This window comes from Citricoccus sp. CH26A, assembly GCF_000224415.1.
Lineage (GTDB): Bacteria > Actinomycetota > Actinomycetes > Actinomycetales > Micrococcaceae > Citricoccus.
Genome location: NZ_AFXQ01000025.1, coordinates 14,515 through 40,849 on the forward strand (window position 1 = coordinate 14,515; position 26,335 = coordinate 40,849).

34 protein-coding genes and 2 pseudogenes are annotated in these 26,335 nt (G+C 68.4%); all 36 read right to left on the reverse strand.

The features are described 5' to 3' along the window. Positions 1–30: 30 nt before the first annotated feature. Complete coding sequence (locus tag CITRI_RS0112945; RefSeq protein WP_010145292.1) at positions 31–1,032, reverse strand: DNA-directed RNA polymerase subunit alpha; 1,002 nt, start codon at positions 1,030–1,032, stop codon at positions 31–33. A 161-nt stretch (positions 1,033–1,193) separates the two neighbouring features. Continuing rightward, positions 1,194–1,598 carry a 30S ribosomal protein S11 gene (rpsK, locus tag CITRI_RS0112950; RefSeq protein WP_010145293.1) on the reverse strand — a complete coding sequence of 135 codons (405 nt, stop codon included), beginning with the start codon at positions 1,596–1,598 and terminating at the stop codon, positions 1,194–1,196. Positions 1,599–1,702: 104 nt separating this feature from the next. Next, positions 1,703–2,071, reverse strand: a complete 369-nt coding sequence (rpsM, locus tag CITRI_RS0112955) for a 30S ribosomal protein S13 (protein ID WP_010145294.1) — start codon at positions 2,069–2,071, stop codon at positions 1,703–1,705. 290 nt (positions 2,072–2,361) lie between these two features. Then, entirely contained in the window at positions 2,362–2,475 is a 114-nt protein-coding gene (gene rpmJ, locus CITRI_RS0112960; RefSeq protein ID WP_010145295.1) for a 50S ribosomal protein L36, read from the reverse strand. 49 nt (positions 2,476–2,524) lie between these two features. Continuing rightward, the gene (gene infA / locus CITRI_RS0112965; RefSeq protein WP_010080397.1) at positions 2,525–2,746 is read right to left on the reverse strand and encodes a translation initiation factor IF-1; all 222 of its coding nucleotides are present in this window, start codon (positions 2,744–2,746) and stop codon (positions 2,525–2,527) included. A gap of 190 nt (positions 2,747–2,936) precedes the next feature. Then, a complete protein-coding gene (gene map, locus CITRI_RS0112970; protein ID WP_010145296.1) occupies positions 2,937–3,779 on the reverse strand; it encodes a type I methionyl aminopeptidase in 843 nt (280 codons plus the stop codon). A gap of 10 nt (positions 3,780–3,789) precedes the next feature. Further along, on the reverse strand, positions 3,790–4,419 hold the full coding sequence (locus CITRI_RS0112975) for an adenylate kinase (protein WP_029139309.1): 630 nt from the start codon (positions 4,417–4,419) through the stop codon (positions 3,790–3,792). A 99-nt stretch (positions 4,420–4,518) separates the two neighbouring features. Continuing rightward, positions 4,519–5,826: a preprotein translocase subunit SecY gene (gene secY, locus CITRI_RS0112980; protein WP_010145298.1), complete on the reverse strand. Its 1,308-nt coding sequence runs from the start codon at positions 5,824–5,826 to the stop codon at positions 4,519–4,521. A gap of 162 nt (positions 5,827–5,988) precedes the next feature. After that, a pseudogene (gene rplO / locus CITRI_RS0112985) lies at positions 5,989–6,446 on the reverse strand (50S ribosomal protein L15). After that, positions 6,439–6,678, reverse strand: coding sequence for a 50S ribosomal protein L30 (gene rpmD / locus CITRI_RS0112990; protein ID WP_010145301.1), 240 nt, complete (start codon positions 6,676–6,678; stop codon positions 6,439–6,441). Before rpmD ends, rplO begins: the two are co-directional and overlap by 8 nt. Beyond that, complete coding sequence (rpsE, locus tag CITRI_RS0112995; RefSeq protein WP_010145303.1) at positions 6,671–7,453, reverse strand: 30S ribosomal protein S5; 783 nt, start codon at positions 7,451–7,453, stop codon at positions 6,671–6,673. Before rpsE ends, rpmD begins: the two co-directional genes overlap by 8 nt. Next, positions 7,450–7,824, reverse strand: a complete 375-nt coding sequence (gene rplR / locus CITRI_RS0113000; protein ID WP_010145304.1) for a 50S ribosomal protein L18 — start codon at positions 7,822–7,824, stop codon at positions 7,450–7,452. The genes rpsE and rplR overlap by 4 nt, the downstream gene beginning before the upstream one ends. Continuing rightward, positions 7,824–8,357 (reverse strand): 50S ribosomal protein L6, encoded by a 534-nt coding sequence (rplF, locus tag CITRI_RS0113005; RefSeq protein ID WP_029139311.1) that lies wholly within the window; start codon positions 8,355–8,357, stop codon positions 7,824–7,826. The genes rplR and rplF overlap by 1 nt, the downstream gene beginning before the upstream one ends. A 28-nt stretch (positions 8,358–8,385) precedes the next feature. Beyond that, positions 8,386–8,784: a 30S ribosomal protein S8 gene (gene rpsH, locus CITRI_RS0113010; protein WP_029139312.1), complete on the reverse strand. Its 399-nt coding sequence runs from the start codon at positions 8,782–8,784 to the stop codon at positions 8,386–8,388. Between the two features lie 71 nt (positions 8,785–8,855). Further along, positions 8,856–9,452 (reverse strand): 50S ribosomal protein L5, encoded by a 597-nt coding sequence (gene rplE, locus CITRI_RS0113015; RefSeq protein WP_010145307.1) that lies wholly within the window; start codon positions 9,450–9,452, stop codon positions 8,856–8,858. Beyond that, complete coding sequence (gene rplX, locus CITRI_RS0113020; protein ID WP_010145308.1) at positions 9,452–9,793, reverse strand: 50S ribosomal protein L24; 342 nt, start codon at positions 9,791–9,793, stop codon at positions 9,452–9,454. Before rplX ends, rplE begins: the two co-directional genes overlap by 1 nt. Positions 9,794–9,798: 5 nt before the next feature. Next, the gene (gene rplN / locus CITRI_RS0113025; protein WP_010145309.1) at positions 9,799–10,167 is read right to left on the reverse strand and encodes a 50S ribosomal protein L14; all 369 of its coding nucleotides are present in this window, start codon (positions 10,165–10,167) and stop codon (positions 9,799–9,801) included. A 334-nt stretch (positions 10,168–10,501) separates the two neighbouring features. After that, positions 10,502–10,804 (reverse strand): 30S ribosomal protein S17, encoded by a 303-nt coding sequence (rpsQ, locus tag CITRI_RS0113030; RefSeq protein WP_010145310.1) that lies wholly within the window; start codon positions 10,802–10,804, stop codon positions 10,502–10,504. Beyond that, positions 10,801–11,121 (reverse strand): 50S ribosomal protein L29, encoded by a 321-nt coding sequence (rpmC, locus tag CITRI_RS0113035; protein ID WP_029139313.1) that lies wholly within the window; start codon positions 11,119–11,121, stop codon positions 10,801–10,803. Before rpmC ends, rpsQ begins: the two co-directional genes overlap by 4 nt. Positions 11,122–11,123: 2 nt before the next feature. Next, a complete protein-coding gene (gene rplP, locus CITRI_RS0113040; protein ID WP_010145312.1) occupies positions 11,124–11,540 on the reverse strand; it encodes a 50S ribosomal protein L16 in 417 nt (138 codons plus the stop codon). After that, positions 11,540–12,352, reverse strand: coding sequence for a 30S ribosomal protein S3 (gene rpsC / locus CITRI_RS0113045; protein WP_010145313.1), 813 nt, complete (start codon positions 12,350–12,352; stop codon positions 11,540–11,542). Before rpsC ends, rplP begins: the two co-directional genes overlap by 1 nt. A gap of 3 nt (positions 12,353–12,355) precedes the next feature. Then, positions 12,356–12,718 carry a 50S ribosomal protein L22 gene (gene rplV, locus CITRI_RS0113050; protein WP_029139314.1) on the reverse strand — a complete coding sequence of 121 codons (363 nt, stop codon included), beginning with the start codon at positions 12,716–12,718 and terminating at the stop codon, positions 12,356–12,358. A 46-nt stretch (positions 12,719–12,764) separates the two neighbouring features. Further along, a complete protein-coding gene (gene rpsS / locus CITRI_RS0113055) occupies positions 12,765–13,046 on the reverse strand; it encodes a 30S ribosomal protein S19 (protein ID WP_010145315.1) in 282 nt (93 codons plus the stop codon). A 12-nt stretch (positions 13,047–13,058) separates the two neighbouring features. Beyond that, positions 13,059–13,898, reverse strand: a complete 840-nt coding sequence (gene rplB / locus CITRI_RS0113060; protein ID WP_010145316.1) for a 50S ribosomal protein L2 — start codon at positions 13,896–13,898, stop codon at positions 13,059–13,061. Between the two features lie 36 nt (positions 13,899–13,934). Further along, the gene (gene rplW, locus CITRI_RS0113065; protein WP_010145317.1) at positions 13,935–14,240 is read right to left on the reverse strand and encodes a 50S ribosomal protein L23; all 306 of its coding nucleotides are present in this window, start codon (positions 14,238–14,240) and stop codon (positions 13,935–13,937) included. Beyond that, positions 14,237–14,872, reverse strand: coding sequence for a 50S ribosomal protein L4 (gene rplD, locus CITRI_RS0113070; protein ID WP_029139315.1), 636 nt, complete (start codon positions 14,870–14,872; stop codon positions 14,237–14,239). The genes rplW and rplD overlap by 4 nt, the downstream gene beginning before the upstream one ends. A gap of 5 nt (positions 14,873–14,877) precedes the next feature. Further along, complete coding sequence (gene rplC, locus CITRI_RS0113075) at positions 14,878–15,528, reverse strand: 50S ribosomal protein L3 (protein ID WP_010145319.1); 651 nt, start codon at positions 15,526–15,528, stop codon at positions 14,878–14,880. A 20-nt stretch (positions 15,529–15,548) separates the two neighbouring features. After that, positions 15,549–15,857, reverse strand: a complete 309-nt coding sequence (rpsJ, locus tag CITRI_RS0113080) for a 30S ribosomal protein S10 (RefSeq protein ID WP_010145320.1) — start codon at positions 15,855–15,857, stop codon at positions 15,549–15,551. Positions 15,858–16,203: 346 nt separating this feature from the next. Further along, positions 16,204–16,722, reverse strand: a complete 519-nt coding sequence (locus tag CITRI_RS0113085; RefSeq protein ID WP_010145321.1) for a DUF3817 domain-containing protein — start codon at positions 16,720–16,722, stop codon at positions 16,204–16,206. 3 nt (positions 16,723–16,725) lie between these two features. Continuing rightward, positions 16,726–16,854, reverse strand: coding sequence for a hypothetical protein (locus CITRI_RS20425; RefSeq protein WP_255347901.1), 129 nt, complete (start codon positions 16,852–16,854; stop codon positions 16,726–16,728). A 9-nt stretch (positions 16,855–16,863) separates the two neighbouring features. Further along, entirely contained in the window at positions 16,864–20,619 is a 3,756-nt protein-coding gene (locus CITRI_RS0113095) for a hypothetical protein (protein WP_010145322.1), read from the reverse strand. A 119-nt stretch (positions 20,620–20,738) separates the two neighbouring features. Further along, positions 20,739–21,929 carry an elongation factor Tu gene (gene tuf, locus CITRI_RS0113100; protein WP_010145323.1) on the reverse strand — a complete coding sequence of 397 codons (1,191 nt, stop codon included), beginning with the start codon at positions 21,927–21,929 and terminating at the stop codon, positions 20,739–20,741. A 288-nt stretch (positions 21,930–22,217) separates the two neighbouring features. Beyond that, the gene (gene fusA, locus CITRI_RS0113105) at positions 22,218–24,332 is read right to left on the reverse strand and encodes an elongation factor G (protein WP_010145324.1); all 2,115 of its coding nucleotides are present in this window, start codon (positions 24,330–24,332) and stop codon (positions 22,218–22,220) included. Between the two features lie 94 nt (positions 24,333–24,426). Beyond that, a complete protein-coding gene (gene rpsG / locus CITRI_RS0113110) occupies positions 24,427–24,897 on the reverse strand; it encodes a 30S ribosomal protein S7 (protein ID WP_010145325.1) in 471 nt (156 codons plus the stop codon). Then, positions 24,897–25,271, reverse strand: a complete 375-nt coding sequence (gene rpsL / locus CITRI_RS0113115) for a 30S ribosomal protein S12 (protein WP_010145326.1) — start codon at positions 25,269–25,271, stop codon at positions 24,897–24,899. Before rpsL ends, rpsG begins: the two co-directional genes overlap by 1 nt. Before the next feature lie 236 nt (positions 25,272–25,507). Further along, positions 25,508–26,335, reverse strand: a pseudogene (locus CITRI_RS19690) (ATP-grasp domain-containing protein); the annotation flags it as partial.

Below are 26,335 nucleotides of genomic sequence, written 5' to 3' on the forward strand. Positions count from 1 at the left end.
TCAGGACGCTATGGGTGGTGGTACGGCGGCTCAGTACTCGGCGCCGTAGGACTCCTCGTCCGACTCCTGGGAGTGCAGCGAGGGGTCGTAGCCAGCCGGGGAGTCCTTCAGGGACAGACCCAGTTCGGTCAGCTTTTCCTTGACTTCGTCGATGGACTTGGCACCGAAGTTCCGGATGTCCATCAGGTCGGCCTCGGAGCGAGCGACCAGCTCGCCGACGGTGTGGATGCCCTCGCGCTTCAGGCAGTTGTAGGAGCGCACGGTCATCTCCAGCTCCTCGATCGGCAGGGCCAGATCGGTGGTGATGTCGGTCTCCGTCGGGTTCGGGCCGATCTCGATGCCCTCGGCATCGACGTTCAGCTCGCGAGCCAGCCCGAACAGCTCCACCAGGGTGGTGCCGGCCGAGGCCACGGCGTCACGCGGAAGCATGGACTCCTTGGTCTCGACGTCGAGGATCAGGCTGTCGAAGTCGGTGCGCTGCTCCACACGGGTGGCCTCGACCTTGAAGGTGACCTTCAGGACCGGGGAGTAGATGGAGTCGACCGGAATCCGGCCGATCTCGGCATCCGCGCTCTTGTTCTGGGCGGCGGTGACGTAACCACGGCCACGCTCGACGATGAGCTCCATGTCGAACTTGCCCTTGCCGTTCAGCGTGGCGATGTGCAGGTCCGGGTTGTGGACCTCGACGCCGGCCGGGGACGTGATGTCCGCGGCGGTGACGACGCCGGGGCCCTGCTTGCGCAGGTACGCAACGACGGGCTCATCGTGCTCGGAGGAGACCGACAGCTTCTTGATGTTCAGGATGACCTCGGTGACGTCTTCCTTCACACCGGCGACGGTGCTGAACTCGTGCAGCACCCCATCCACGCGGATGCTGGTGACAGCAGCGCCCGGGATGGAGGACAGCAGGGTCCGGCGAAGGGAGTTGCCGAGGGTGTAGCCGAAACCCGGCTCCAGGGGCTCGATGACGAATCGGGAGCGGTTGTCGGATACGACTTCTTCAGTCAGCGTGGGGCGCTGTGCAATGAGCACTGACATTTCCTTTCGGCGAGCGTCCGCCATATGACGCACACGATGGGTGGAAACGAATGGGGTGGGCTGGAAGCACCGGCGCGCACGCCCCGCGACGGGCGGCCCTCACGAGAGAACTCGAGTGAGGACCGCACGCCCGGGGCGTGCGCTCGGCACGGGGGTCAGACGCGGCGGCGCTTGGCCGGACGGCAACCGTTGTGGGCGGAGGGGGTCACGTCCGAGATGGAGCCCACCTCGAGCCCGGCGGCCTGCAGCGAACGGATCGCGGTCTCGCGGCCGGAGCCGGGACCCTTCACGAACACGTCGACCTTGCGCAGCCCGTGCTCCTGAGCGGCCTTGGCGGCCTTCTCAGCGGCCATCTGGGCGGCGTAAGGGGTGGACTTACGCGAACCCTTGAAGCCCACCTCGCCGGCCGAGGCCCACGAGATGACAGCACCAGTGGTGTCCGTGATGGACACGATGGTGTTGTTGAAGGTGCTCTTGATGTGGGCCTGGCCCACGGTGATGTTCTTCTTGTCCTTGCGACGAGGCTTGCGGACACCCGCAGCACGTGTCTTGGGGGGCATGTGTGTCTCCTACGAAAGCTGGATCTGGGCGGGACCCGGACTCGCTGTGCAGCACAACCGTGCAGCCAGCCAGGCCCGGATCGAGGCGATAGAGCCGGGAAGCGTTACTTCTTCTTGCCGGCGACGGTCTTCTTCGGACCCTTGCGGGTACGGGCGTTGGTCTTGGTGCGCTGGCCGCGGACGGGCAGTCCACGACGGTGACGCAGCCCCTCGTAGGAGCCGATCTCCACCTTGCGGCGGATGTCCGCGGCGACCTCGCGCCGCAGGTCACCCTCGACCTTGAAGTTGGCCTCGATGTAATCGCGCAGAGCCACCAGCTGTTCGTCGCTGAGATCCTTCACGCGGGTGTTCGGGTCGACCCCGGTCGCTGCCAGGGTCTGCTCGGCGCGGGTCTGGCCCACACCGAAGATGTACGTGAGAGCGATGACGATGCGCTTCTCGCGCGGGATGTCGACGCCTGCTAGACGTGCCATATGGCCGTCCTCCTCGTTCTTCTGAAGCAGAGGTCTGCACCAGCACGTCCCCTCCCCCGGGAATCACCATGACGTGGATTCCCTGCGGTGCCCTGTACGGCGGTCCCGGCGAAGTTCCGGGTTCTCAATCCGCCGACCGGCGTCTCACGCGGTTCGGGTCCCCGGCCTCTGCGTCCAGGGGTTGCCGTGGTCATCCGTGGATGACGCGGGCTGTGCTGCTGTTCGGTCCGGAATGGACCAGGTCCGTCAGGACCGGTGCTGCGCGTGGACGATCCCGTCGTGAGACGAGGTCAGCCCTGGCGCTGCTTGTGGCGTGGGTTCTCGCAGATCACCAGAACGCGGCCCTTACGGCGCACGACCTGGCACTTGTCGCAGATCCGCTTCACGCTCGGCTGAACCTTCATGGTTCCTCCTCCAGCGCTAGCTGTTCAGTTAGCAGTTGTGTGGGTGGGTTTACTTGTAGCGGTACACGATTCGACCCCGGTTGAGGTCGTAGGGGCTAAGCTCAACGACGACCCGGTCCTCGGGGAGGATCCGGATGTAGTGCTGACGCATCTTTCCCGAGATCGTGGCCAGAACGACGTGCTCGTTCTGCAGGCGGACGCGGAACATCGCATTCGGCAATGCCTCGCTGACCGTGCCCTCGACCTCGATGACACCTTCCTTCTTAGCCATGTCCTCCACTTACGTTGTGCCCGCTCCCCGCAACCGGTGACACGGGGCCACGGCGGCGAGAGGACGGACGGGGATGTTTCCAATTGCCCGATCGGGGCGTGGACACGCACCGTAGAGACAACCAGCAATCTATGGTACTGGCTTTGGGGAAGGAAGGGAAATCAGCAGGCCAAGGGGAGGAATCTACCGGTCACTCGCCGAGGGGCACCGGAACCACGCCGTGCGCGGCCAGACCCGCCGCGCCGCCGTCGGGCTCGGTGAGGACCCAGATGCCGCCGCGGTGGCGAGCCACCGAGTGCTCCCACTGGCTGGCGCGCGCGCCGTCCCGGGTGACGACCGTCCAGTCGTCCTCCAGCACGTCCGTCTCGAGCGAACCGCGCACCAGCATGGGCTCGATCGCCAGGCACAGGCCCGGCTTGACCTTCGGCCCGCGGTGCTTCGAGCGGTAGTTGAGCACGTCCGGGGCCTGGTGCATGGCGGTGCCGATGCCGTGGCCCACGTAGTCCTGCAGGATGCCCAGCGGGGCACCCGGCTGCGAGCTGACGAAGTCGTCGATCGCGTCCCCGATGTCCCCCACGTACTTGGCCGTGGCCAGGGCCGCGATGCCCACCCACAGCGCCTGGCGGGTGATCCCGGAGAGGCGCTCGTCCTCGGGATCGGCGGTCCCGGCCGCCGAACTGCCCAGGATGACCGTCCGCGCGGAGTCAGAGTGCCAGCCGTCGATGATGCAGCCGCCGTCGATCTTCAGCACGTCCCCGGCCTGCAGCACCCGGTCGCCCGGGATCCCGTGCACCACCTCCTCGTTCACCGAGGCGCAGATGGTCGCCGGGTAGCCGTAGTAGCCCAGGAAGTTCGGCGTCGCGCCGGCCTCGGCCAGGACCCCGGCGAAGACGGCGTCCACGGCGGCCGTGGTCGTCCCGGGGACGGCGGCGGCGACGGCGGCGTCCAGGGCCCGGTGCAGGACCAGTCCCGCGCGGTGCATGGTCTGCATCTGCGGGACGGTCTTCAGCTCGACCTGGCGGCGGTTCAGCATGGGTGGGCGCTCAGGACTCGGCGTCGCCGGCGTCGACCCTGGACACGGCCGGGATGCTGCCGGTGCGCTCACGCACGGAGTACACGGCCTGCAGCAGGCGCTCGGTGACGTCGTCGATCTGGCCGGTGCCGTCCACGCGGGTGACGATGCCGCGGTCCGCGTAGGACTCGATCACGGCGGCGGTCTCCTCGTGGTACAGGTCCAGGCGGTGCTGGATGACCTCGGCGGTGTCGTCGGCGCGGCCCTCGACCTCCGCGCGGTGCAGCAGGCGGGTGACGAGCTCCTCGTCCGGGACGGTCAGTTCCACGACCACCGCGAGCTCCTGGCCGGACTCGGCCAGCATCGCGTCCAGCGCCTTGACCTGGCCCGCGGTGCGGGGGTAGCCGTCGAGCAGGAAGCCGCGCTCGGCGTCCGAGTGCGTCAGGCGGTCCGCCACCATGCGGTTCGTGACGTCGTCCGGGACGAAGTCACCGTTGTCGATGAAGACCTTGGCCTCCTTGCCGAGGTCCGTCATCTCCTTGACGTTGTACCGGAAGATGTCGCCCGTGGAGATGGCCACGATGCCGAGCTTGTCCGCGATGCGAGCGGCCTGCGTGCCCTTGCCGGACCCGGGAGGGCCCATGATCAGCATTCGGGTCATGGTGGTTCCTTACTGTCGATACGGAGGATCGGATCCGGACGGATCGCGGCTCAGTTTCCTTCAGGGAAGGACGGATGGGGTCACGGGGAATGCTACCTGCTAGCGCAGCAGCCCCTCGTAGTTGTGTTGCTCCATCTGTGCATTGATCTGCTTGATGGTCTGCAGGGCCACGCCCACCATGATGAGGATGGAGATCCCCCCGAACGGGAAGTTCTGGTCCGCGTTGATCAGCACGAACGCGATCATGGGGATCATCGCCAGCACGCCCAGGTAGAGGGCGCCCGGGAAGGTGATGCGGCTGATGACGTACTCGAGGTACCTCTCGGTCGGCCGGCCGGCGCGGACGCCGGGGATGAAGCCGCCGTACTTCTTCATGTTGTCGCTGATCTCCACCGGGTTGAACGTGATCGTCACGTAGAAGTACGTGAACCCGATGGTGAGCAGGAAGAACAGCGTCATGTAGACCGGGTGGGATCCGGTGCCGAAGTACTCGGAGAGGAAGATGACCCACTGCGGCGGCGGAGTGCCGTCCTGCGGGGTGTTGAACTGGATGAGGATGCCCGGGAGCATCATGATCGAGGACGCGAAGATGACGGGGATGACGCCGGCCATGTTCACCTTGATCGGGATGTACGTGGTGGTGCCGCCCACCGTGCGCCGGCCGATCTGGCGCTTGGCGTACTGCACCGGGATCCTGCGCTGGGACTCCTCCACGAACACCACGGCCATGATGGTCAGCAGCCCGACGACCAGCACGATGCCGAAGACCCGCCAGCCCTGGGTGGTCCAGATCTGGCCCAGGCCGGCCGGGAAGCCGGCGGCGATGGACAGGAAGATCAGCAGGGACATGCCGTTGCCGACGCCCTTCTCGGTGATCAGCTCACCCAGCCACATGATGACGATCGTGCCGGTGGTCAGGGTGACGATCAGCAGCAACACGGTCCACAGGTTGTCGTCCGGGACGATCGGCAGGTTGCAGCCGAGCAGCGCGCCCGTGCGGGCCAGGGAGGCGATCGTGGTGGCGTTGAGCAGGCCGAGGGCGATGGTCAGGTACCGGGTGTACTGGGTCAGCTTGGACTGCCCCTGCGCACCCTCCTTCTGCAGTTCCTCGAAGCGCGGGATGACCACGCGCAGCAACTGCACGATGATCGCCGCGGTGATGTACGGCATGATGCCCAGCGCGAAGATGGAGACCTGCAGCATGGCGCCGCCGGAGAACATGTTCACGAACGAGTACAGCCCACCGGAGGTGTTGCCCTGGTCCAGGCACACCTGGACCGCGCCGTAGTCCACCCCGGGTGCCGGGACGAACGCGCCCAGCCGGTAGATGACGATGATCCCGAGGGTGAACCAGATCTTTCGCCGCAGGTCGGGCGTCCGGAAAACCCGGGCAATCGCGCTGAACAAGCGTCCTCCTGGAAGTGGGGTGGTGGCGTGGTGGTGCCGGGAAGCGGCACGGACCACTGGGCGAGTCTATCGGACACAGGACGGCCCCCGTGCCGCAGTCCCCACCGAAAGCACGGTGGCGACAGCGGCCCGGGGGCCGTCCTCGGTACTGATCAGGACTGGTCAGAGGGTCTCGGTGGACCCGCCGGCAGCAGAGATCTTCTCGGTCGCGGACGAGGAGAAGGCGTTGGCCTTCACGTTCACGGCCACGGTGATCTCGCCGGTCCCGAGGACCTTCACCGGCTGGTTCTTGCGGACCAGGCCCTTGGCGACCAGGTCGTCCACGGTCACGTCGCCGCCGGCCGGGAAGTGCTCCGACAGCTTGTCCAGGTTCACGACCTGGAACTCGACCTTGAACGGGTTCTTGAAGCCGCGCAGCTTCGGCAGGCGCATCTGCAGCGGCAGCTGGCCGCCTTCGAAGCCGGCCTTCACCTGGTAGCGCGCCTTGGTGCCCTTGGTACCGCGACCGGCGGTCTTGCCCTTGGACGCCTCACCACGACCAACGCGGGTCTTGGCGGTCTTGGCGCCGGGGCCGGCCGCAGGTCGTGGACCTTGATGGCGTTCTGGATCTCGTCAGGCATTGTTGACCTCCTCAACCGTCACCAGGTGCGGCACGGTGTTGACCATGCCCACGGTGACCTGGTCGGCCTTGCGGGTGACCGTGTGGCCGATCCGCTTCAGGCCCAGGGACCGCAGGGTGTCCCGCTGGTTCTGCTTTCCGCCGATGACGGACTTCACCTGGGTGATCGCGAGCGTCGCGTCGCTGACCACCACGTTCTTACGGGTGCTTCCGTTGTTGGTGTTCTCAGCCATTCGCCGCCACACCTGCCTTCTTCTTCGCACGGTCCTGCTCCATGGTGCGGAGCATGGCGTGGGGAGCGACCTCGTCCAGGGACTTGCCACGACGGGCAGCCACGGCCTGGGGCTCCTCAAGCCTCTTGAGGGCGTCGACGGTACCGCGCACGATGTTGATCACGTTCGAGGAACCCATCGACTTGGACAGCACGTCGTGGACACCGGCGCACTCCAGCACGGCGCGCACCGGACCACCGGCGATCACGCCGGTACCCGGGGAGGCCGGACGCAGCAGCACGACGCCGGCGGCGTCCTCACCCTGCACCAGGTGCGGGATGGTGGAGCCGACGCGCGGGACGCGGAAGAAGTTCTTCTTGGCCTCTTCCACGCCCTTGGAGATGGCCGCGGGAACTTCCTTGGCCTTGCCGTAGCCGACGCCGACCATGCCGTCGCCGTCGCCGACGACCACCAGGGCGGTGAAGGAGAACCGGCGGCCGCCCTTGACGACCTTGGAGACGCGGTTGATGTTCACGACGCGCTCGAGGAACTTGTCCCGGTCGTCATCGCGTCCACCGCGGCCACCGCGGTCGTCACGACCGCCACGGCCGCCCCGACCACCACGGTCGTTGCCGCCGCGACCACCGCGGTCGTTGCGGTCGGAACCGCGACCACCGCGGCCGGCCTCGGTCGACTGGCTCGCCGAACCGGCAGAGGTCTCCGAGACGGTGCCGGCGGCAGTGTTCTCAGTGCTTTCGGTCACCTGAGTGCCCTTCTCGTTGTTGGTCTCGCTCACAGCTGCAGCCCACCTTCCCGGGCGCCGTCGGCGACGGCGGCCACGCGGCCGTGGTACTTGTTGCCGCCGCGGTCGAACACGACGGCCTCAATGCCGGCAGCCTTGGCGCGCTCGGCAACGAGCTCGCCGACGCGCTTGGCCTTGGCGGACTTGTCGCCCTCGAGGGCGCGCACGTCGGCCTCCATGGTGGAGGCAGAGGCCAGGGTGACGCCGCGGGTGTCGTCCACGAGCTGCACGAACATGTGCCGTGCGGAGCGGTTGACGACCAGGCGCGGACGCACGGCGGTGCCGGAGATCCGCTTGCGGACGCGGAGGTGGCGGCGGGTACGGGAGACGTACTTGCCCTTGCCCTTCACTTTCAGCGTGGACATTACTTACCTGCCTTTCCGGCCTTGCGGCGGATAACCTCGCCGGCGTAACGCACACCCTTGCCCTTGTACGGGTCGGGCTTGCGCAGCTTGCGGATGTTCGCGGCGGTCTCGCCGACGCGCTGCTTGTCGATGCCGGACACGGTCACCTTGTTGCCCTCGACCTTGAAGGCGATGCCTTCGGGGGCCTTGACGGGAACGGGGTGCGAGTAACCCAGGGCGAACTCGAGGTCCGAGCCCTTGGCCAGCACGCGGTAACCGGTGCCGATGACCTCCAGCTGCTTCTCGTAGCCGTTGGTCACCCCCACGATCATGTTGTCGATGAGGGTACGGGTCAGTCCGTGCAGGGACCGGGACTCGCGCTCGTCGTTCGGGCGGGTCACCGTCAGGGTGCCCTCCTCGAGGGAGACCTCGATGGGGGTGGCCACCTGGTGGCTCAGTTCACCCTTCGGGCCCTTGACGGACACGGTCGCGCCGTCGATGGTGACATCGACGCCGGACGGCACGGTGATCGGAAGACGTCCAATACGTGACATGCTGTTCTACCTTTCTTCCGTCTGCCGTTTACCAGACGTAGGCGAGGACTTCCCCACCCACGCCCTTCTTGGCTGCCTGACGGTCGGTGAGCAGACCGGAGGAGGTGGACAGGATGGCGATACCCAGGCCGCCCAGCACGTGCGGGAGGTTGGTGGACTTGGCGTACACGCGCAGACCGGGCTTGGAGATGCGGCGCAGGCCGGCGATGGCCCGCTCGCGCTGAGGACCGAACTTCAGCTCGATGACGAGCTTCTTGCCCACCTGGGCGTCCTCTTCCTTGTAGTCGGCGATGTAGCCCTCGGCCTTGAGGATGTCGGCGACGCGGATCTTCAGCTTGGAAGACGGCATCTCGACGGAGTCGTGGTAGGCCGAGTTGGCGTTGCGCAGACGCGTGAGCATGTCTGCGACAGGATCTGTCATGGTCATGTGGGCTTCGTGCCCTTCCTCGTCACGGTTTCCCTTCCCGGTTCACCGGTGGGGACCTGCGACGTAGATACTTACTTCTTGTCGGTCGTCTGGAACGGGAAGCCGAGCGCCTTGAGCAGCGCGCGTCCTTCGTCGTCGTTCTTGGCGGTGGTCACCACGGTGATGTCCATGCCGCGCACGCGGTCGATCTTGTCCTGGTCGATCTCGTGGAAGACCGACTGCTCAGACAGGCCGAAGGTGTAGTTGCCGTTGCCGTCGAACTGCTTCGGGCTCAGGCCGCGGAAGTCACGGATGCGCGGCAGCGCGAAGGTGACGAGGCGGTCCAGGAACTCCCACATGCGGTCCCCGCGCAGCGTGGCGTGGGTGCCGATGGGCATGCCCTCGCGCAGCTTGAACTGGGCGATCGACTTGCGGGCCTTGGTGACCTGCGGCTTCTGGCCGGTGATCAGGGTCAGGTCGCGGATCGCGCCGTCGATGATCTTCGAGTCCTTCGCGGCCTCGCCGACGCCCATGTTCACGACGACCTTGACCAGGCCGGGGACCTGCATGACGTTGCCGTACTGGAACTCGGACTGCAGGGCAGCCTTGATCTCCTCGCGGTACTTCGTCTTCAGGCGCGGGGTCACCGTCGGGGCAGCGGTGGTGTCTGCAGTCTGCACCTCAGTCATCACAGCTCCTTTCCGGAGGACTTGGCGAACCGGACCTTGACGGTCTTGGTCTCGCCGTTCTTCTCCACGGTCTCGAAGCGGTAGCCCACGCGGGTCGGCTTCTTGGTCTCGGGATCCACGACGGCCACGTTGGAGATGTGGACCGGGGCCTCGACGACCTGCAGGCCGCCTTCGGTGGAACCCTGGTTGTTCTGGCCGGCACGCAGGTGCTTGGTGACGCGGTTCACGCCCTCCACGAGCACGCGGTCACGGGACGGGAAGACCCGCAGGACCTTGCCCTGCTTGCCCTTGTCCTTGCCGGCGATGATCTGGACGAGATCGTCCTTCTTGATCTTTGCCATGGTGGTCAGATCACCTCCGGTGCCAGCGACACGATCTTCATGAACTTCTTGTCGCGCAGCTCGCGGCCCACGGGGCCGAAGATGCGGGTGCCGCGCGGTTCGCCGTCGGTCTTGAGGATGACGGCGGCGTTCTCGTCGAACTTGATGTAGGAACCGTCGGGACGACGGCGCTCCTTCTTGGTCCGGACGATGACCGCCTTGACGACGTCGCCCTTCTTGACGTTGCCGCCGGGAATGGCGTCCTTGACGGTGGCGACGATGGTGTCGCCGATGCCTGCGTAGCGGCGTCCGGAACCACCGAGAACACGGATGGTCAAGATCTCCTTGGCACCGGTGTTGTCGGCGACCTTGAGCCGCGACTCCTGCTGAATCACTAGTTACTCCTGTCGTCGCGCTGGTTCTCCCCCGATGCCGGGCGAGCCTTGCGGAACGGATATTTTGATCATCCCGGGCTGCTTACCCCTGCCCCTGGTGGCGGGTCCGCCGGACCTGTCCGTGCCGCTCCCCCGGTTCAGACGGGGAACGGTGGTTCCAGGACCCGCAGTCCGCAGGGCAAGGCCGAGGCGGCTGGTCGGGAGGTTTTTTGCGAAACCCTTGGCGCGCGGGGTGGATAGTCCCGCCAACAAGGGCGCACAGACATGTCATCCTAGCGCACGAGGGCCCCGGTCTGCTAATTGCAGTCCGGGGCCCTCGTGGCTGAAGCGTGCCTTACTTGGCGCGCTCGATGACCTCGACCAGTCGCCACCGCTTGGTGGCGGAGAGCGGACGGGTCTCGGCGAGCAGCACGACGTCGCCGACGCCGGCGGTGTTCTGCTCGTCGTGGGCCTTGAGCTTCTTCGATGTACGCATGACCTTGCCGTACAGCGCGTGCTTCTTCAGGTCCTGGACCTCGACGACGATGGTCTTGTCCATCTTGTCGGAGACCACGACGCCACGGAGGGACTTGCGGTAGCCGCGGGCGCTGGCCTCGGTCTGGGTGTTCGCAGACTCGGTGTTCGCGTTCTCGGTCACTTGGCCTCCTCCTCGGTCTTCTCGGTCTTGGCAGCCTTGCGGGCGGCCTTCTTGTCGGTCTTCTCAGCCGCCACGTCCTCGGCCGGGGCCTCGACGTCCTCGCGGATGCCGAGCTCGCGCTCCCGCAGGATCGTGTAGATCCGGGCGATGTCCCGCTTGACGGTCTTCAGACGGCCGTGGTTGTCCAGCTGGCCGGTGGCCGACTGGAACCGGAGGTTGAACAGCTCCTCCTTGGAGCGCTTGAGCTCCTCGGCCAGACGGGCGTTGTCCAGGCCGTCCAGGGCCTCGACGTTCAGTTCCTTCGAACCGATAGCCATGATCACTCACCACCCTCTCGGCGGACGATACGTGCCTTCAGGGGCAGCTTGTGCATTGCCAGGCGCAGCGCCTCACGGGCCACGTCCTCGCTGACGCCGGACAGCTCGAAGAGCACACGGCCCGGCTTGATGTTGGCGACCCACCACTCGGGGGAACCCTTACCGGAACCCATGCGGGTCTCGGCAGGCTTCTTGGTGAGCGGGCGGTCCGGGTAGATGTTGATCCACACGTTGCCGCCACGCTTGATGTAGCGGGTCATGGCGATACGGGCGGACTCGATCTGCCGGTTCGTCACGTAGGCCGGGGTCAGGGCCTGGATGCCCCACTCGCCGAAGGTGACGGCGGTGCCGCCCTTGGCGTTACCCGAGCGCTTGGGGTGGTGCTGCTTGCGGTACTTGACTCGACGGGGAATCAGCATCAGGCATTGCCTCCTTCAGCGGCGCCGCCCTGCGGCGCAGTCTGCTGGCCGGCGTCCTGGCGCGGGGCGCGGTCGGTACGGCGACGGCGGTCACCGCCACCCCCCGGGCCACGACGCTCGCCACCACGGCCACGGCCGGACGGGGCTGCGGCTTCCTTGGCGGCCAGTTCCTTGGCCGTCAGGTCGCCCTTGTAGATCCAGACCTTCACGCCGATGCGGCCGAAGGTGGTCTTGGCTTCGAACTTGCCGAAGTCGATGTTCGCCCGCAGGGTGTGCAGCGGCACGCGACCCTCGCGGTAGAACTCCGAGCGGGACATCTCGGCCCCGCCCAGACGACCGGCGCACTGGATCCGGATGCCCTTGGCACCGGCGCGAGTGGCGGACTGGATGGCCTTCTTCATCGCGCGGCGGAAGGCCACGCGCGAGGCGAGCTGCTCGGCCACGCCCTGGGCGACCAGCTGGGCGTCGACCTCGGGGTTCTTGACCTCGAGGATGTTCAGCTGGATCTGCTTCTTGGTGAGCTTCTCGAGCTCGCCGCGGATGCGGTCGGCCTCGGCGCCGCGGCGACCGATCACGATGCCGGGGCGGGCGGTGTGGATGTCCACACGCACGCGGTCACGGGTGCGCTCGATCTCCACCTTCGAGATGCCGGCGCGCTCCATGCCGTCGGTCATCAGCTCGCGGATCTTGATGTCTTCCTTGAGGAAGTCCTTGTACCGCTGGCCCTCCTTGTTGGAGTCGGCGAACCAGTGCGAGACGTGGTCGGTGGTGATGCCGAGGCGGAATCCGTTCGGGTTGATCTTCTGACCCATGGGTTACTTCCCCTCCTCTTCCTCGGTGGCAACGACCACGGTCACGTGGCTGGTGCGCTTGTTGATGCGTCCGGCGCGGCCCTGGGCACGCGGCTGGAATCGCTTCATGGTCGGTCCTTCGTCGACGAAGGCCTCGGTGATGAACAGGGCGTCCTCGTTGAACGCCAGGCCCTCACGGTCGGCCTTGACCCGTGCGTTGGCCACCGCGGAGGCGACCAGCTTGTACACCGGCTCCGAAGCGCCCTGCTGGGCGAACTTCAGGATGGCCAGCGCTTCGTTCGCCTGCTTGCCACGGACAAGGTCGACGACGCGCCGGGCCTTCATCGGCGTTACACGCAGGTGGCGCGCAATTGCCTTGGCTTCCATTGCTTTCCTTCTTTCGAATTCTCTATCGGAGGAGCAATCACCGCGGTCAGCGGCGCTTGCCCTTCCGGTCGTCCTTCACGTGGCCGCGGAAAGTCCGCGTGGGGGCAAACTCGCCGAGCTTGTGCCCGACCATCGACTCGGTGATGAACACCGGGATGTGCTTGCGTCCGTCGTGCACCGCGATCGTGTGCCCGAGCATGTCGGGGATGATCATGGACCGGCGGGACCAGGTCTTGATGACGTTCTTGGTGCCCTTTTCGTTCTCAGCGTCCACCTTGAGGTAGAGGTGCTGATCAACGAAGGGGCCCTTCTTCAGGCTGCGTGGCATGTCTCCAGGCTCCTATCGCTTGTTCTTGCCGGTACGGCGACGGCGCACGATGAGCTTGTCGCTTTCCTTGTTCGGGCGGCGGGTGCGGCCCTCGGGCTTGCCGTTGGGGTTGACCGGGTGGCGACCACCGGAGGTCTTGCCCTCACCACCGCCGTGCGGGTGGTCGACGGGGTTCATGACCACACCACGGACGGTCGGGCGGACGCCCTTCCACCGCATGCGGCCGGCCTTGCCCCAGTTGATGTTCGACTGCTCGGCGTTGCCGACCTCGCCGACGGTGGCGCGGCAGCGCACGTCGACGTTGCGGATCTCGCCGGAGGGCAGGCGCAGCTGGGCGTACTTGCCCTCGCGGGCCACCAGCTGGATGGACGAGCCGGCGGAGCGGGCCAGCTTGGCGCCGCCGCCGGGACGGAGCTCCACGGCGTGGATGACGGTACCCAGCGGGATGTTGCGCAGCGGCAGGTTGTTGCCGGGCTTGATGTCCGCGGTGGCACCGGCCTCGACCGTGTCCCCCTGCTTCAGCTTGGCCGGGGCCAGGATGTAGCGCTTGGCGCCGTCCACGTAGTGGAGCAGGGCGATGCGGGCCGTGCGGTTCGGGTCGTACTCGATGTGAGCGACCTTCGCCGGCACGCCGTCCTTGTCGTGACGACGGAAGTCGACGACGCGGTACTGGCGCTTGTGGCCACCGCCCTTGTGGCGAGTGGTGATCTTGCCGGAGTTGTTGCGGCCGCCGCTCTTGGAGAGCGGGCGGAGCAGCGACTTCTCCGGGGTGGTCCGGGTGATTTCTGCGAAGTCGGCCACGGACGAGCCGCGACGGCCCGGGGTGGTCGGCTTGTACTTACGGATAGCCATGTGTCATTTCCTCGATTAAGTGGTCTCCGCTCCGCCTCAGGCGAGCGGACCTCCGAAGATGTCGATGGTGCCTTCCTTCAGCGTGATGACTGCCCGCTTGGTGTCCTTGCGGGAGCCCCAGCCGAATTTGGTGCGCTTGCGCTTACCGGCACGGTTCAGGGTGTTGATCGAGTCAACCTTGACGGAGAAGATGGCCTCCACCGCCTGCTTGATCTCGGTCTTGTTCGAGCGCGGGTCGACCAGGAAGGTGTACTTACCCTCGTCGATCAGGCCGTAGCTCTTTTCCGACACGACCGGGGCAATGACCACGTCGCGGGGGTTCTTGTTGATGGAGCCGCTCACTGGGCATCCTCCTTCTTCGCGGAAGCCGACTGGACGAAGCCCTCGTAGGCGGCCTGGGTGAAGACCACGTCGTCGCTGACCAGGACGTCGTAGGTGTTCAGCTGGTCGAAGTACAGGGTGTGCACCGACTCCAGGTTGCGGGCGGACAGCGCAGCCGAGTCGTCCGCGCGGTCGATGACGACCAGGACGTTCTTGCGGCCCGCGGTCAGCGAGGACAGGACGGCCTTGGCGCTCTTCGTGGACGGGGCGCCGGCGGCGACCAGTTCCTCGATCACGTGGACACGGCCGTTGCGGGCCCGGTCGGAGAGGGCACCGCGCAGGGCGGCGGCCTTCATCTTCTTGGGGGTGCGCTGGGAGTAGTCACGCGGCTCGGGGCCGTGGACGACGCCACCACCGGTCATCTGGGGCGCGCGGATCGAGCCCTGACGGGCGCGGCCGGTGCCCTTCTGCTTGAACGGCTTGCGACCGGCGCCGGAGACCTCGCCGCGACGCTTGACCTTGTGGGTGCCCTGGCGCGCGGCGGCCAGCTGGGCCACCACGACCTGGTGCATCAGCGGCACGTTGGACTGGACGTCGAAGATCTCGGCGGGCAGGTCGACCTTCACGGTCTTGGCTTCAGAGTTCGTAGCCATGAAGCTCATGCTCCCTTCACTGCGGTGCGAACCAGGACGACCTGTCCGCGGGGGCCGGGGACGGCGCCCTTGATCAGCAGCAGGTTCTTCTCCACGTCGATGCCGTGGAGGGTGAGGTTCTGGGTGGTCTGGCGAACGGCGCCCATGCGGCCCGGCAGGCGCTGGCCCTTGAAGACGCGGCCCGGGGTGGAGGCGCCACCGACGGAGCCCGGCTTGCGGTGGTTCTTGTGGGCACCGTGGGAGGCACCGACACCGGAGAAGCCGTGGCGCTTCATGGCACCGGCGAAGCCCTTGCCCTTGGTGGTGCCCACGACGTCGACCTTCTGGCCGGCCTCGAAGACCTCGACGGTGACGTCCTGGCCGAGGGTGTACTCGGCGGTGTCTGCGGTGCGCAGCTCGACCACGTGGCGGCGCGGGGTGACCCCGGCCTTCTCGAAGTGGCCGGCCAGCGGCTTGGTCACCTTGCGCGGATCGATCTGCCCGTAGGCGATCTGGACGGCGGCGTAGCCGTCCGCATCCTCATTGCGCAGCTGGGTGACGACGTTCGGTTCTGCCTGCACGACGGTGACGGGGATGAGCTTGTTGTCGGCATCCCACACCTGGGTCATGCCGAGCTTCGTGCCCAGCAGGCCCTTGACATTACGCATGATGGTCATAGTTTCTCAGCACCTCCCTCTCAGAGCTTGATTTCGATGTTGACGTCGGCCGGAAGGTCGAGGCGCATGAGCGAGTCCACGGCCTTCGGCGTCGGATCGATGATGTCGATCAGCCGCTTGTGCGTGCGCATCTCGAAGTGCTCGCGGCTGTCCTTGTACTTGTGGGGAGAGCGGATCACGACGTACACGTTCTTCTCAGTCGGCAGCGGCACCGGGCCCACCACCGTTGCGCCTGCGCGCGTGACCGTGTCGACGATCTTCCGAGCCGAAGTATCGATGACCTCGTGGTCATACGACTTCAGCCGGATGCGGATTTTCTGTCCCGCCATGGCGTCATGCCTCTTTCGTACTTGTTGTCCGTACCTGTCCCTGTGTGCAACGGGCCCGGCGAACCGGTCCCGCGCTTCTTGTTCACCCGCACAGGCCGAATCCGGAGAACCGGGTTCCTCGCCCTGCCAGGACATCGACCCACGCGGTCGGGCGTGTCGTACTCTGCTCCGCAGTCACGGGCAGGCGCACGCATACGCCGATCCAACAGTGGGGATGGTGTTGTATTTGGTCCCGGGCGGCGGCGCTGGTGACAGCCCCGCGCACGCCCAGACGCTTGAGCAACTGATCCAGTATGACAGATCAGCGCGCCAGTCGCGAATTCACCCCGGGATGAGGCCGGTCACCCTAGCCGAACCACTGGTCCGGCGGGCCGGCCTGGAGCAGGAGCAGGAAGACCGCGCCCACCACGGCGAGGGTCACCACCGCGGCCAGGACCACGTTGCGCAGCACCCACGCCTCGAGGTGCTCCCAGAACCCGCGCGGCGCCTCGGCCGGGCGGCCGGTGGCGCCGGCCAGCCGCCACGTGGCGTCCGGCTCGCCCCGCCGGGCCAGGTGCCGCTCGAAGGGCAGCGTGGCGAAGGGCACCACGGCGAGCACGACGGCGGCGATCCCCCGCCCGGCGCTCCAGCGCTGGTTGATCCACACGCCCACGGACACGACCGCGTAGCAGAGGAAGACGAAGCCGTGCAGGCCACCGGCGAGGGGCATCAGGGCCTCGGTGGTGCCGGTGTACTTGAGGATCATCGCCAGGATCAGCAGCGCCCAGGTGAACATCTCGGCCGTGGCGAAGGTGCGGTACAGGGCGTGGGGGCCGGGCATGATCGTGCCGCTGGTGCGAGCGGTCGCGGAGCTGGTCGTGGCCACGCGTCAGTTCCCGTTGTCGTTCGCGCGCTTGATGCGCTTGGCGCGGTCGATCTCGCGGCCGAACGTCCGGCGCAGGCGCACGACGGCGAAGACCGCGGCCGCGATGATGACCAGGGCGATGAGGAACTCCATGCCCCCAGCCTACCGGTCCGCGTAACCGCGCTCCGCGTCCCGTCCCCTCCCCCGCCGCCGCAGCTGCCAGACGGCCAGCCCGATCAGGGCCGCGCCCAGCAGCGCCAGGTACACGTAGGTGTACTCCCGCAGGTACCAGAGCACGGACAGCGCGACGCCGGCCGCGCCCCACCACGTGAGCACCAGGTGCCGCTGGACGAGGCCGAGGACCACCAGCGCCCCGAAGCCCGCCAGGACGACCAGCTGCATCAGGGAGGTTCCGTGGGCTGGCACGGTGAACGCGGCGAGGGTGAACACGGCGGCCGCCGCCACGTGGAAGCCGAGCCGGCGGCCCGGCCGCGGTCCCCCGCCGGACCGGTGGCCGTGCCGCCCGTATCCATGCCACAGCCCCAGCGCGACCAGCAGGACCACCAGCACCTGCACCGTCCACCACAGCGCCCGGCCGCTGTGCTCCGGGTCCGCGGTCTGCCACCAGGCCCGGGCGGCGGCCGCGTAGGTGACGAGCACGGCGACGTCCCGGCCGTTCAGCAGCCACGACGCGCGGGCGGCGTCCTGCGCCGCGGGCCCGCCCCACAGCAGCGTCCGCCCGCCGGCATCGACCGCGAGCCAACACGCGACCGCGAGCAGCGCGCAGCTCACCCAGACGACGGCGTCCTCCGGCAGGCCGGCGTGCAGCGGGACCCGCAGCAGGGACACCGTGGCCAGCACGAGTGCCACGGCCAGGCCGCCCTGCCACAGCGCCGCCGGACGGAACCGGGCGGCACGGGGGCGTCGCTCCCCCGCGCCCGGTGCGAGGGCGGCGACGTCCAACCGCGCCCACAGTCCCAGGACCCCGGCCGAGAGCACCGCGACGACCGGCAGCTGCCACGCCTCGCCGGGGGCCCAGAGGCCGCGGTCCCGCCACCACTGGAGCAGCAGCACGGTGGCGACGGGGGTCGCCGCCACCGTCCCCGCGACCAGGGCGGGGATCCCGCGGGTGCGGGCGAGGAGATAGCACAGCAGGGCCGCGGCCGCGCCCGCGATCCCGAGGACCCCGGGGTGCGGACCCCGGTCCGGCCCGGCGACCGACCCGGCCAGGACGGCCGCAAGCCACAGCGCGGCGAGGGCGACCGGCCGGAAGGCGTCCAGGTCGGCCATCCCTCGCCCTGGGTTCTCCCTCGTCCCGGCCACGGACGCGGCGATCTCCAGCCCGGCCACCGCGAGGGCGAGGAGCACCAGCAGGGCCGACGCGACGGATGCCGGGACCAGGGCGTCCGGGAGCCATCCGCCCCGCAGCCGCAGGACCGGTGAGGCCGGCAGCACCAGGGCGAGGGCACCGGCGAGCACGGCCCAGTGCCCGCCGCGGTCGGTGCGCAGGACCAGCCCCGCCCCGATCACCGAGGCGGCGATGATCATCAGCGCCGCCCGGTCCGCTCCGACGGTCCCCTCCACGAGCCACAGCCCGCCCAGTGCCGCGGTGACGGCCCAGGACGGTGCGATGCCGGATCCCAGGCCCTCCAGGTGCCCGGCGAGCCGGGACCGGACCGCCAGCCCGGCGGCCAGGGTGACCGCCGCCGCCCCGCGCACGGCGGATCCGTCACCGCCGAGGACGCCGACGACATCGGCCACCAGCACGGCGGAGCCGGCCTGTCCGAGGAGCAGCAGGGAGGCCCGCACGCCCCGCGGCAGCCGGTCCCGGGTCAGGACCGCGGCGGCGACCAGCCACGCGGTCAGGGCGGCCAGGGCGATGTCGGCGTGCCAGGCCCACACCGCGCCGGCCAGCAGGATGAGCGCCCCCGCCAGGACGGTCCCGGTCACGGCCAGCACCGCGATCCGTTCGCCGGCCCCCGACGGCCGGCCGGCCAGCCACCACAGCCCGAGGCCACCGGTCACCGCGAGCACCGTGTACCAGCCGGCCACGGTGTCCGCGCTGCCCAGCAGGGCCAGGCACAGCACGGCGGCCACGGACCAGGCGAGGGGCGGTATCACCGCGGGGACGCCACCCGTGGCGGGACGCTGCACCAGCGCGGTGACGGTCCCCCAGGCCAGTGCCGCCAGCCCGGCCACCACGGACGGCGCCCAGCCGGCGGACGCCACCCAGCGTTCCGCCAGCAGGTACACGAGGGCCACCGCGGCCAGGGCGGCGCCGTGCGGGGCGACCAGCCCGTCCCAGCGCGCCACCCGATCGGCGCCGCGACGCAGCACCGCGGTGATCACCAGCTGGACCACGATGACGGCCGCGAGGCAGGCCTCCCCCAGCCACGGACCGGGTCCGTCACCGGCCACCGCGGCCAGGCCCGGTACCGCCGGGACCAGGGCCAGCGGCGTGGCGGCCTGCCAGCCGAGCCCGGCGGACGGATCGGACGTGGCGCGGACCGAGGCCACGGCGAGCACCGCCGTCGTGAGCACGAGGACGGCCAGCGCCCAGCTGAGCCCCCCGGCCACCCAGGGACCGCCCGCGTCGAACAGGGGGCCGGCCTGGACCGCGGCGGTCAGGATCCACGCCGCCGCGAGGGCACCGACCCGGTCCACGTGAGCGGCCGCCCCGGTCGGCAGGAACCCGCCGCGTCCGCGCCCGAACCACGTCAGCGGCACCTGGAGGCAGAGGCAGGTCACCAGCGCGGTGAGCGTGAACGGCAGCGGCCAGTCCACCATCGCGGCCCAGGCGGCCAGGGCCAGCAGGATCCCGGCACGGACGGCGTAGCAGGACGCCAGCCGGAAGCGCGGTGGACCGATGACCGCGACCGTCGCGTAGTAGGCGGTGGCGGCGAGCAGCAACAGGAACATCTGCACCGGCTCCACCCACAGCCCCACGGTGACGGCCGCCAGCACCGCGCCCGGGGTGATCCACTGGTGCGTGTGGGCGATCGCCGTCCGGAACGGTCCGGGCAGCCGGCGGTCACGCCGGGCGGCCGCGGCGCCGGCGTCCGCGCTCAGCCAGGCCATCAGCACCGCCAGCCCGATCCAGGCGATGAGCGCCCAGACCATCCCCCGTTGGACCACGGCGCCCGAGGCCATGACGGTGGAAAGCAGGAAGGGCACCGTGAGGTACGCGACGACCGCGCTGTCGAGCCGGACGGCGGCCACCGCGAACAGGACGGTGCCCAGCACGGAGGTGATCAGCCAGGACCGGGCGGGGTCGTCCAGGACGAGCACGTCGAGCGCCACGCCGAGGACCGGCACCAGGGCCAGCCCCGTGCCCGTGAAGGCCACGGCCGCGGGGCGGAGCGTCCGGCCCACCGCGTGCACCACCAACCCCCCGGCGTAGAACAGTCCCACGACGACGGCCAGCCCGGACACGCGGGCCGTCACCGGGAGTGCGGCACCGATGAACAGCGAGGCGGCGGCCACCAGTAGCAGGCAGGCGGTGTAGAGGGTGATGTTGACGTTGCGCCGGTCCCGCCGCTCCTTGGCGGCGGCCAGCTCCTCGGCCGTGGGCCGCGGGGGCTGGGGCTGGGGATGGGGCCGCGAGAGGGGTGCCGGGGCAGGTGGTGACGGGACTGGCGCCGGTGCGGGCGGTGACAGTGCGGGCGATGAGAGTGCGGACGACGGCGGTGGGAGATGTGGTCCGGCGGGCCCCGGTGTGGTGGGTTGCACACCCGGGGCGGCGGCCGCGCCGGCGTCGTACCCCTGTTGCCAGGCGCGGGCCAGGTCCGCACGGCCGATCGCCGGCGCGACGGGCTCGGGATCCCCGGGGCGCGGCCTCGCGGAGCGCGACCGCGCGACGACGTACCCGAGGACGGCTCCCAGCGCGATCCCCAGGACCAGCACGATGACGATCCCCACCCCGTCAGCGTAGGCCAGCGCACCGGGTCAGTCGGGAGTTGTCCCCAGGATCCCCCGGTTAACGCGGAGACCCCCTCCGGCCGGAGCCGAAGGGGGTCGTCGCTGTGCGGTACGTCAGATCACTTGAGGATCTTGGTGACGCGGCCGGAGCCCACGGTGCGGCCACCCTCACGGATGGCGAAGCCGAGGCCCTCCTCCATGGCGATCGGCTGGATCAGCTCGACCGTCATCTCGGTGGTGTCGCCGGGCATGACCATCTCGGTGCCCTCGGGCAGCGTGATGACGCCGGTGACGTCGGTGGTGCGGAAGTAGAACTGCGGGCGGTAGTTCGAGTAGAACGGGTTGTGGCGGCCGCCCTCGTCCTTGGACAGGATGTAGACGTTGCCCTCGAAGTTGGTGTGCGGGGTGATGGAGCCCGGGGCCACGACGACCTGGCCGCGCTCCACGTCCTCACGCTTCAGGCCACGCAGCAGCAGGCCACAGTTCTCGCCGGCCCAGGCCTCGTCGAGCTGCTTGTGGAACATCTCGATACCGGTGACGGTGGTCTTCTGCAGGTCGCGGATGCCCACGATCTCGACCTCGGAGTTGATCTTCAGGGTGCCGCGCTCGGCGCGACCGGTCACCACGGTGCCACGACCGGTGATGGTGAAGACGTCCTCGATCGGCATCAGGAACGGCTTGTCCTTGTCGCGGACCGGGTCCGGGATGTAGGAGTCCACGGCGTCCATCAGGTCCTCGACGGACTTGACCCACTTCGGGTCGCCCTCGAGGGCCTTCAGGCCGGAGGTGCGGATGACCGGAGCGTCGTCACCGTCGAAGCCCTGGGAGGACAGCAGTTCGCGGACCTCCATCTCGACGAGCTCCAGGAGCTCCTCGTCCTCGACCATGTCGGACTTGTTCAGGGCGACCAGCAGGGCGGGAACGCCGACCTGGCGGGCCAGCAGAACGTGCTCGCGGGTCTGGGCCATCGGGCCGTCGGTGGCGGCGACCACGAGGATGGCACCGTCCATCTGGGCAGCACCGGTGATCATGTTCTTGATGTAGTCGGCGTGACCGGGGGCGTCGACGTGGGCGTAGTGACGCTTCTCGGTCTGGTACTCCACGTGGGAGATGTTGATGGTGATGCCGCGCTGACGCTCTTCCGGCGCGGAGTCAATGGTCGCGAAGTCGCGCTGCTCGTTGAGGTCCGGGTACTTGTCGTACAGGACCTTCGAGATCGCGGCCGTCAGCGTGGTCTTGCCGTGGTCGACGTGGCCGATGGTACCGACGTTGACGTGCGGCTTGGACCGCTCGAACTTTGCCTTCGACACAGGTTCCTCCTAGAACTGTTCATCTGAAGAGACTTCTCAGCCGCGGGTGGCGTGCTGACAACTTGGAAAAGTCTACTTCGATCTGGCTGATGGTGATAAATCCTCCGGCTTACGTCAGGACCGGTCCTGGATCAGGCCACCCGGACCGCCTTTTCCGCGGACCGGACCTTCCGTCCTGTGGTGGCTACCGGCCTCCGGAGTGCGGCCGGGCCACCTGTCCGGGTCGGTGGCGGGATCCTCGCGGATCCCGCCACGTCACCGGACAAGTGTGGTGCTAGAGAACGGGGCTCACTCGCCGCTGTTCTTCTGGATGATCTCGTCCGCCACGGCCTTCGGGACCTCGGCGTAGGAGTCGAACGTCATCGAGTACACGGCGCGTCCCTGAGTCTTGGACCGCAGGTCGCCGATGTAGCCGAACATCTCGGACAGCGGGACGCCGGCCTTGATGACCTTCACGCCCTGGGCGTCCTCCATGGACTGGATGGCGCCACGGCGGGAGTTCAGGTCGCCGATGACGTCGCCCATGTACTCCTCCGGGGTGCGGACCTCCACGGACATCAGGGGCTCGAGCAGGACCGGGTTCGCCTTGCGGATGCCCTCCTTGAAGACCATCGAGCCGGCGATCTTGAACGCCATCTCCGAGGAGTCGACGTCGTGGTACGCGCCGTCGAGCAGGGTGGCCTTCACGCCGACCATCGGGTACCCGGCCAGCACGCCCAGCTGCATGGCGTCCTGGATTCCGGCGTCCACCGACGGGATGTACTCGCGCGGGATGCGGCCACCGGTGACGGCGTTCTCGAACTCGTAGAACTCGCCCTCGGAGGTGTCCATCGGCTCGAAGGACACCTGCACCTTGGCGAACTGGCCCGAACCACCGGTCTGCTTCTTGTGGGTGTAGTCGACCTTGTCGACCTTCTTCTTGATGGTCTCGCGGTAGGCCACCTGCGGCTTGCCGACGTTGGCCTCGACGCGGAACTCGCGCTTCATGCGGTCCACGAGGATGTCCAGGTGCAGCTCGCCCATGCCGCCGATGACGGTCTGGCCGGTCTCCTCGTCAAGGTGCACGGTGAACGTGGGATCCTCGGCGGAGAGCTTCTGGATGGCGGTGGAGAGCTTCTCCTGGTCGCCCTTCGTCTTCGGCTCGACGGCCACGGAGATCACGGGCTCCGGGAAGGTCATCGACTCGAGGATGATCGGGTTGGCCGGGTCGGAGAGGGTGTCACCCGTGGTGGAGTCCTTCAGGCCGACGACCGCGTAGATGTGGCCGGCGGTCATCTCCTCGACCGGGTTCTCCTTGTTGGCGTGCATCTGGAACAGCTTGCCGATGCGCTCCTTCTTGCCCTTGGTGGTGTTCTGCACCGGGGAGCCCGCGGAGAGCTTGCCGGAGTAGACACGCACGTAGGTCAGCTGGCCGAAGAACGGGTGCGCGGCGATCTTGAAGGCCAGGGCGGAGAACGGGGCGTCCAGGGCCGGCTCGCGGGTCAGCTCCTTCTCCTCGTCACCGACGGCGTGGCCCTTGATGGCACCGGCGTCCAGCGGGTTCGGCAGGTAGGACACGACGGCGTCCAGCATCGGCTGCACACCGCGGTTCTTGAAGGCGGAACCGCAGAAGACCGGGTAGGCCTCGGCGTTGATCGTCAGCTGGCGCACGCCGGCCTGGATCTCCTCGATGGTGAGCTCCTCGCCCTCGAGGTACTTCTCCATGAGCTCCTCGGAGGTCTCGGCGACGGCCTCGACGAGCTCGGCACGGTACTGCTCGGCCTTCTCCTGGAGGTCGGCCGGGATGTCCTGGGTCTGGTAGGCGGCACCCATGGTGACGTCACCCTTGGCATCGCCCTCCCACACGAGGGCCTTCATGGTCAGCAGGTCCACGACGCCGACGAACTCGGACTCGGAGCCGATCGGGATCTGCATCACCAGCGGCTTGGCACCCAGGCGGTTGATGATGGTGTCCACGGTGAAGTAGAAGTCGGCGCCCAGCTTGTCCATCTTGTTGACGAAGCAGATGCGCGGGACGTTGTACTTGTCGGCCTGGCGCCACACGGTCTCGGACTGGGGCTCCACGCCCTCCTTGCCGTCGAAGACGGCGACGGCGCCGTCGAGGACGCGCAGGGAGCGCTCCACCTCGACGGTGAAGTCCACGTGGCCCGGGGTGTCGATGATGTTGATCTGGTTGTTGTTCCAGAAGCAGGTCACCGCGGCGGAGGTGATGGTGATGCCGCGTTCCTTCTCCTGCTCCATCCAGTCGGTGGTGGAGGCACCGTCGTGGGTCTCGCCCAGCTTGTGGCTGACGCCCGTGTAGAACAGGATGCGCTCGGTGGTGGTGGTCTTGCCGGCATCGATGTGAGCCATGATGCCGATGTTGCGGACCTTGGTGAGGTCGGTCAGCACGTCCTGTGCCACGGTGTCTCCCTTGGGGTTTGGTGTGTGGGTCCAGTGCTGCTGGGCGGCACGGCGCCCGGAAACCATACTGCTACGGTTCCCGGGCGCTCGTGACTCACCAGCGGTAGTGGGCGAAGGCCTTGTTCGACTCGGCCATCTTGTGGGTGTCCTCGCGGCGCTTGACCGCGGCACCCAGGCCGTTCGAGGCATCGAGGATCTCGTTCATGAGACGCTCGGTCATCGTCTTCTCGCGGCGAGCCTTGGAGTAGCCCACCAGCCAGCGCAGGGCCAGGGCGGTCGCGCGGCCGGGCTTGACCTCGACCGGGACCTGGTAGGTGGCGCCACCGACGCGGCGGGACTTCACCTCGAGGGCCGGGCGGACGTTGTCCATGGCCTTCTTGAGGGTGGTCACCGGATCGGTGCCGCTCTTCTCACGGGTGCCCTCGAGGGCGCCGTAGACGATGTGCTCGGCAGTGGACTTCTTGCCGTCCACGAGCACCTTGTTGATCAGCTGGGTGACCAGCGGGGACCCGTAGACGGGGTCGACGACGAGGGGGCGCTTCGGCGCGGGGCCCTTACGTGGCATTACTTCTTCTCCTTCTTCGCGCCGTAGCGGCTGCGGGCCTGGCCGCGGCCCTTGACGCCCTGGGTGTCGAGGGCGCCGCGAACGATCTTGTAGCGGACACCCGGGAGGTCCTTCACGCCGCCACCGCGCACGAGCACGATGGAGTGCTCCTGCAGGTTGTGGCCCTCACCCGGGATGTAGGCCGTGACCTCGACGCCGCCGTTGAGGCGGACACGGGCGACCTTGCGCAGGGCGGAGTTCGGCTTCTTCGGGGTGGTGGTGTACACGCGGGTGCACACGCCACGACGCATGGGGTTGCCCCGCAGTGCGGGGGAATCGGTCTTCTTGACCTTCGGTGAGCGGCCCTTGCGGACCAGCTGCTGAATCGTAGGCACTCTTGGTCTCTCCGTAGTGTTGGCTTCCAGTCCGGCGGGCGTACAGGACATCGCCCGCGTCAACCAGGACTGCTTGGTGGTCGTTTCTTACGCACCCAGGGGGTTCAACGAGAACGACCGTAGGCGTGCAAAAGTGTGGCATTCGCTGCGCAAGAAACCCGCAGCCCGGACCGTGTCCCTCGTGCCACACAAAACAATTGAGTAAAGACTACCACCCGGCGCAACGTGCGGTGAAATCAGGACTGCGGAGGGTACTGGCGGAAGGCCCGCAGGCTGTTGAGCTCCGCCAGCCGCAGTCCGGCCAGGCGGCGCAGGTCCGCGTCCGCGCGGTACTCGAAGGGCCGGATGACGCGCCCGGCCCGGGCCGCGCGGCGGATCGCCTCGCGCTGGTCCGCCGAGGCGTGACGGCGCACGAGGGACAGCGGGACGGTGGTGGTCAGCACCGGGCCGTCCGTGGTCACCCGTCCGGCGGCCGGCGCCGGTCCCCCGACGGCGTCCGCGACCTCCGGCAGGTACTCCGCCAGCAGGTACGGGGCCGGGTTGGCCCCGGCGCCGGTCAGGTAGTAGTGATTGCGTCCCAGCCGCGGGTTCATCTCCAGGAACTGGGCCCGGTCGTCGCGCGGGTCGACCTTGATGTCGAACATCGCGAAACCGCGCCAGTCCAGCGCCTCCAGCAGCGCGGTCCCCTGGCGGGCCACGGTCTCGTGCTCGCCGGCCAGCACCGCACGGGCGTTGCCCTCGGTCCCCGGGGCGTGGTCCTCCACGATCACCTCGCCGTAGGACACCAGCCGGGTGGTCCCGGCCCCGTCCCGGAAGAAGGTGGCGATGCCCAGTTGCGAGTCCGGGCCCGGGACGAGTTCCTGCACGATCAGCGAGCCGCGGTAGCCGGCCCCGCTCGCCCGGCCGATCAACTCACCGAGCTCCCGCGCCTCGTGCACCACGTGCACCTTGCGCCGCCCGGTGAAGCGCACGTCCGCCCAGGCCCCGCCGTCCCCGGCCTTGAGGATCACCGGGAACGCCGGCCCGTCCTCCCCCAGCCCCGCCAGGAACCCGGCGAGGGCGGC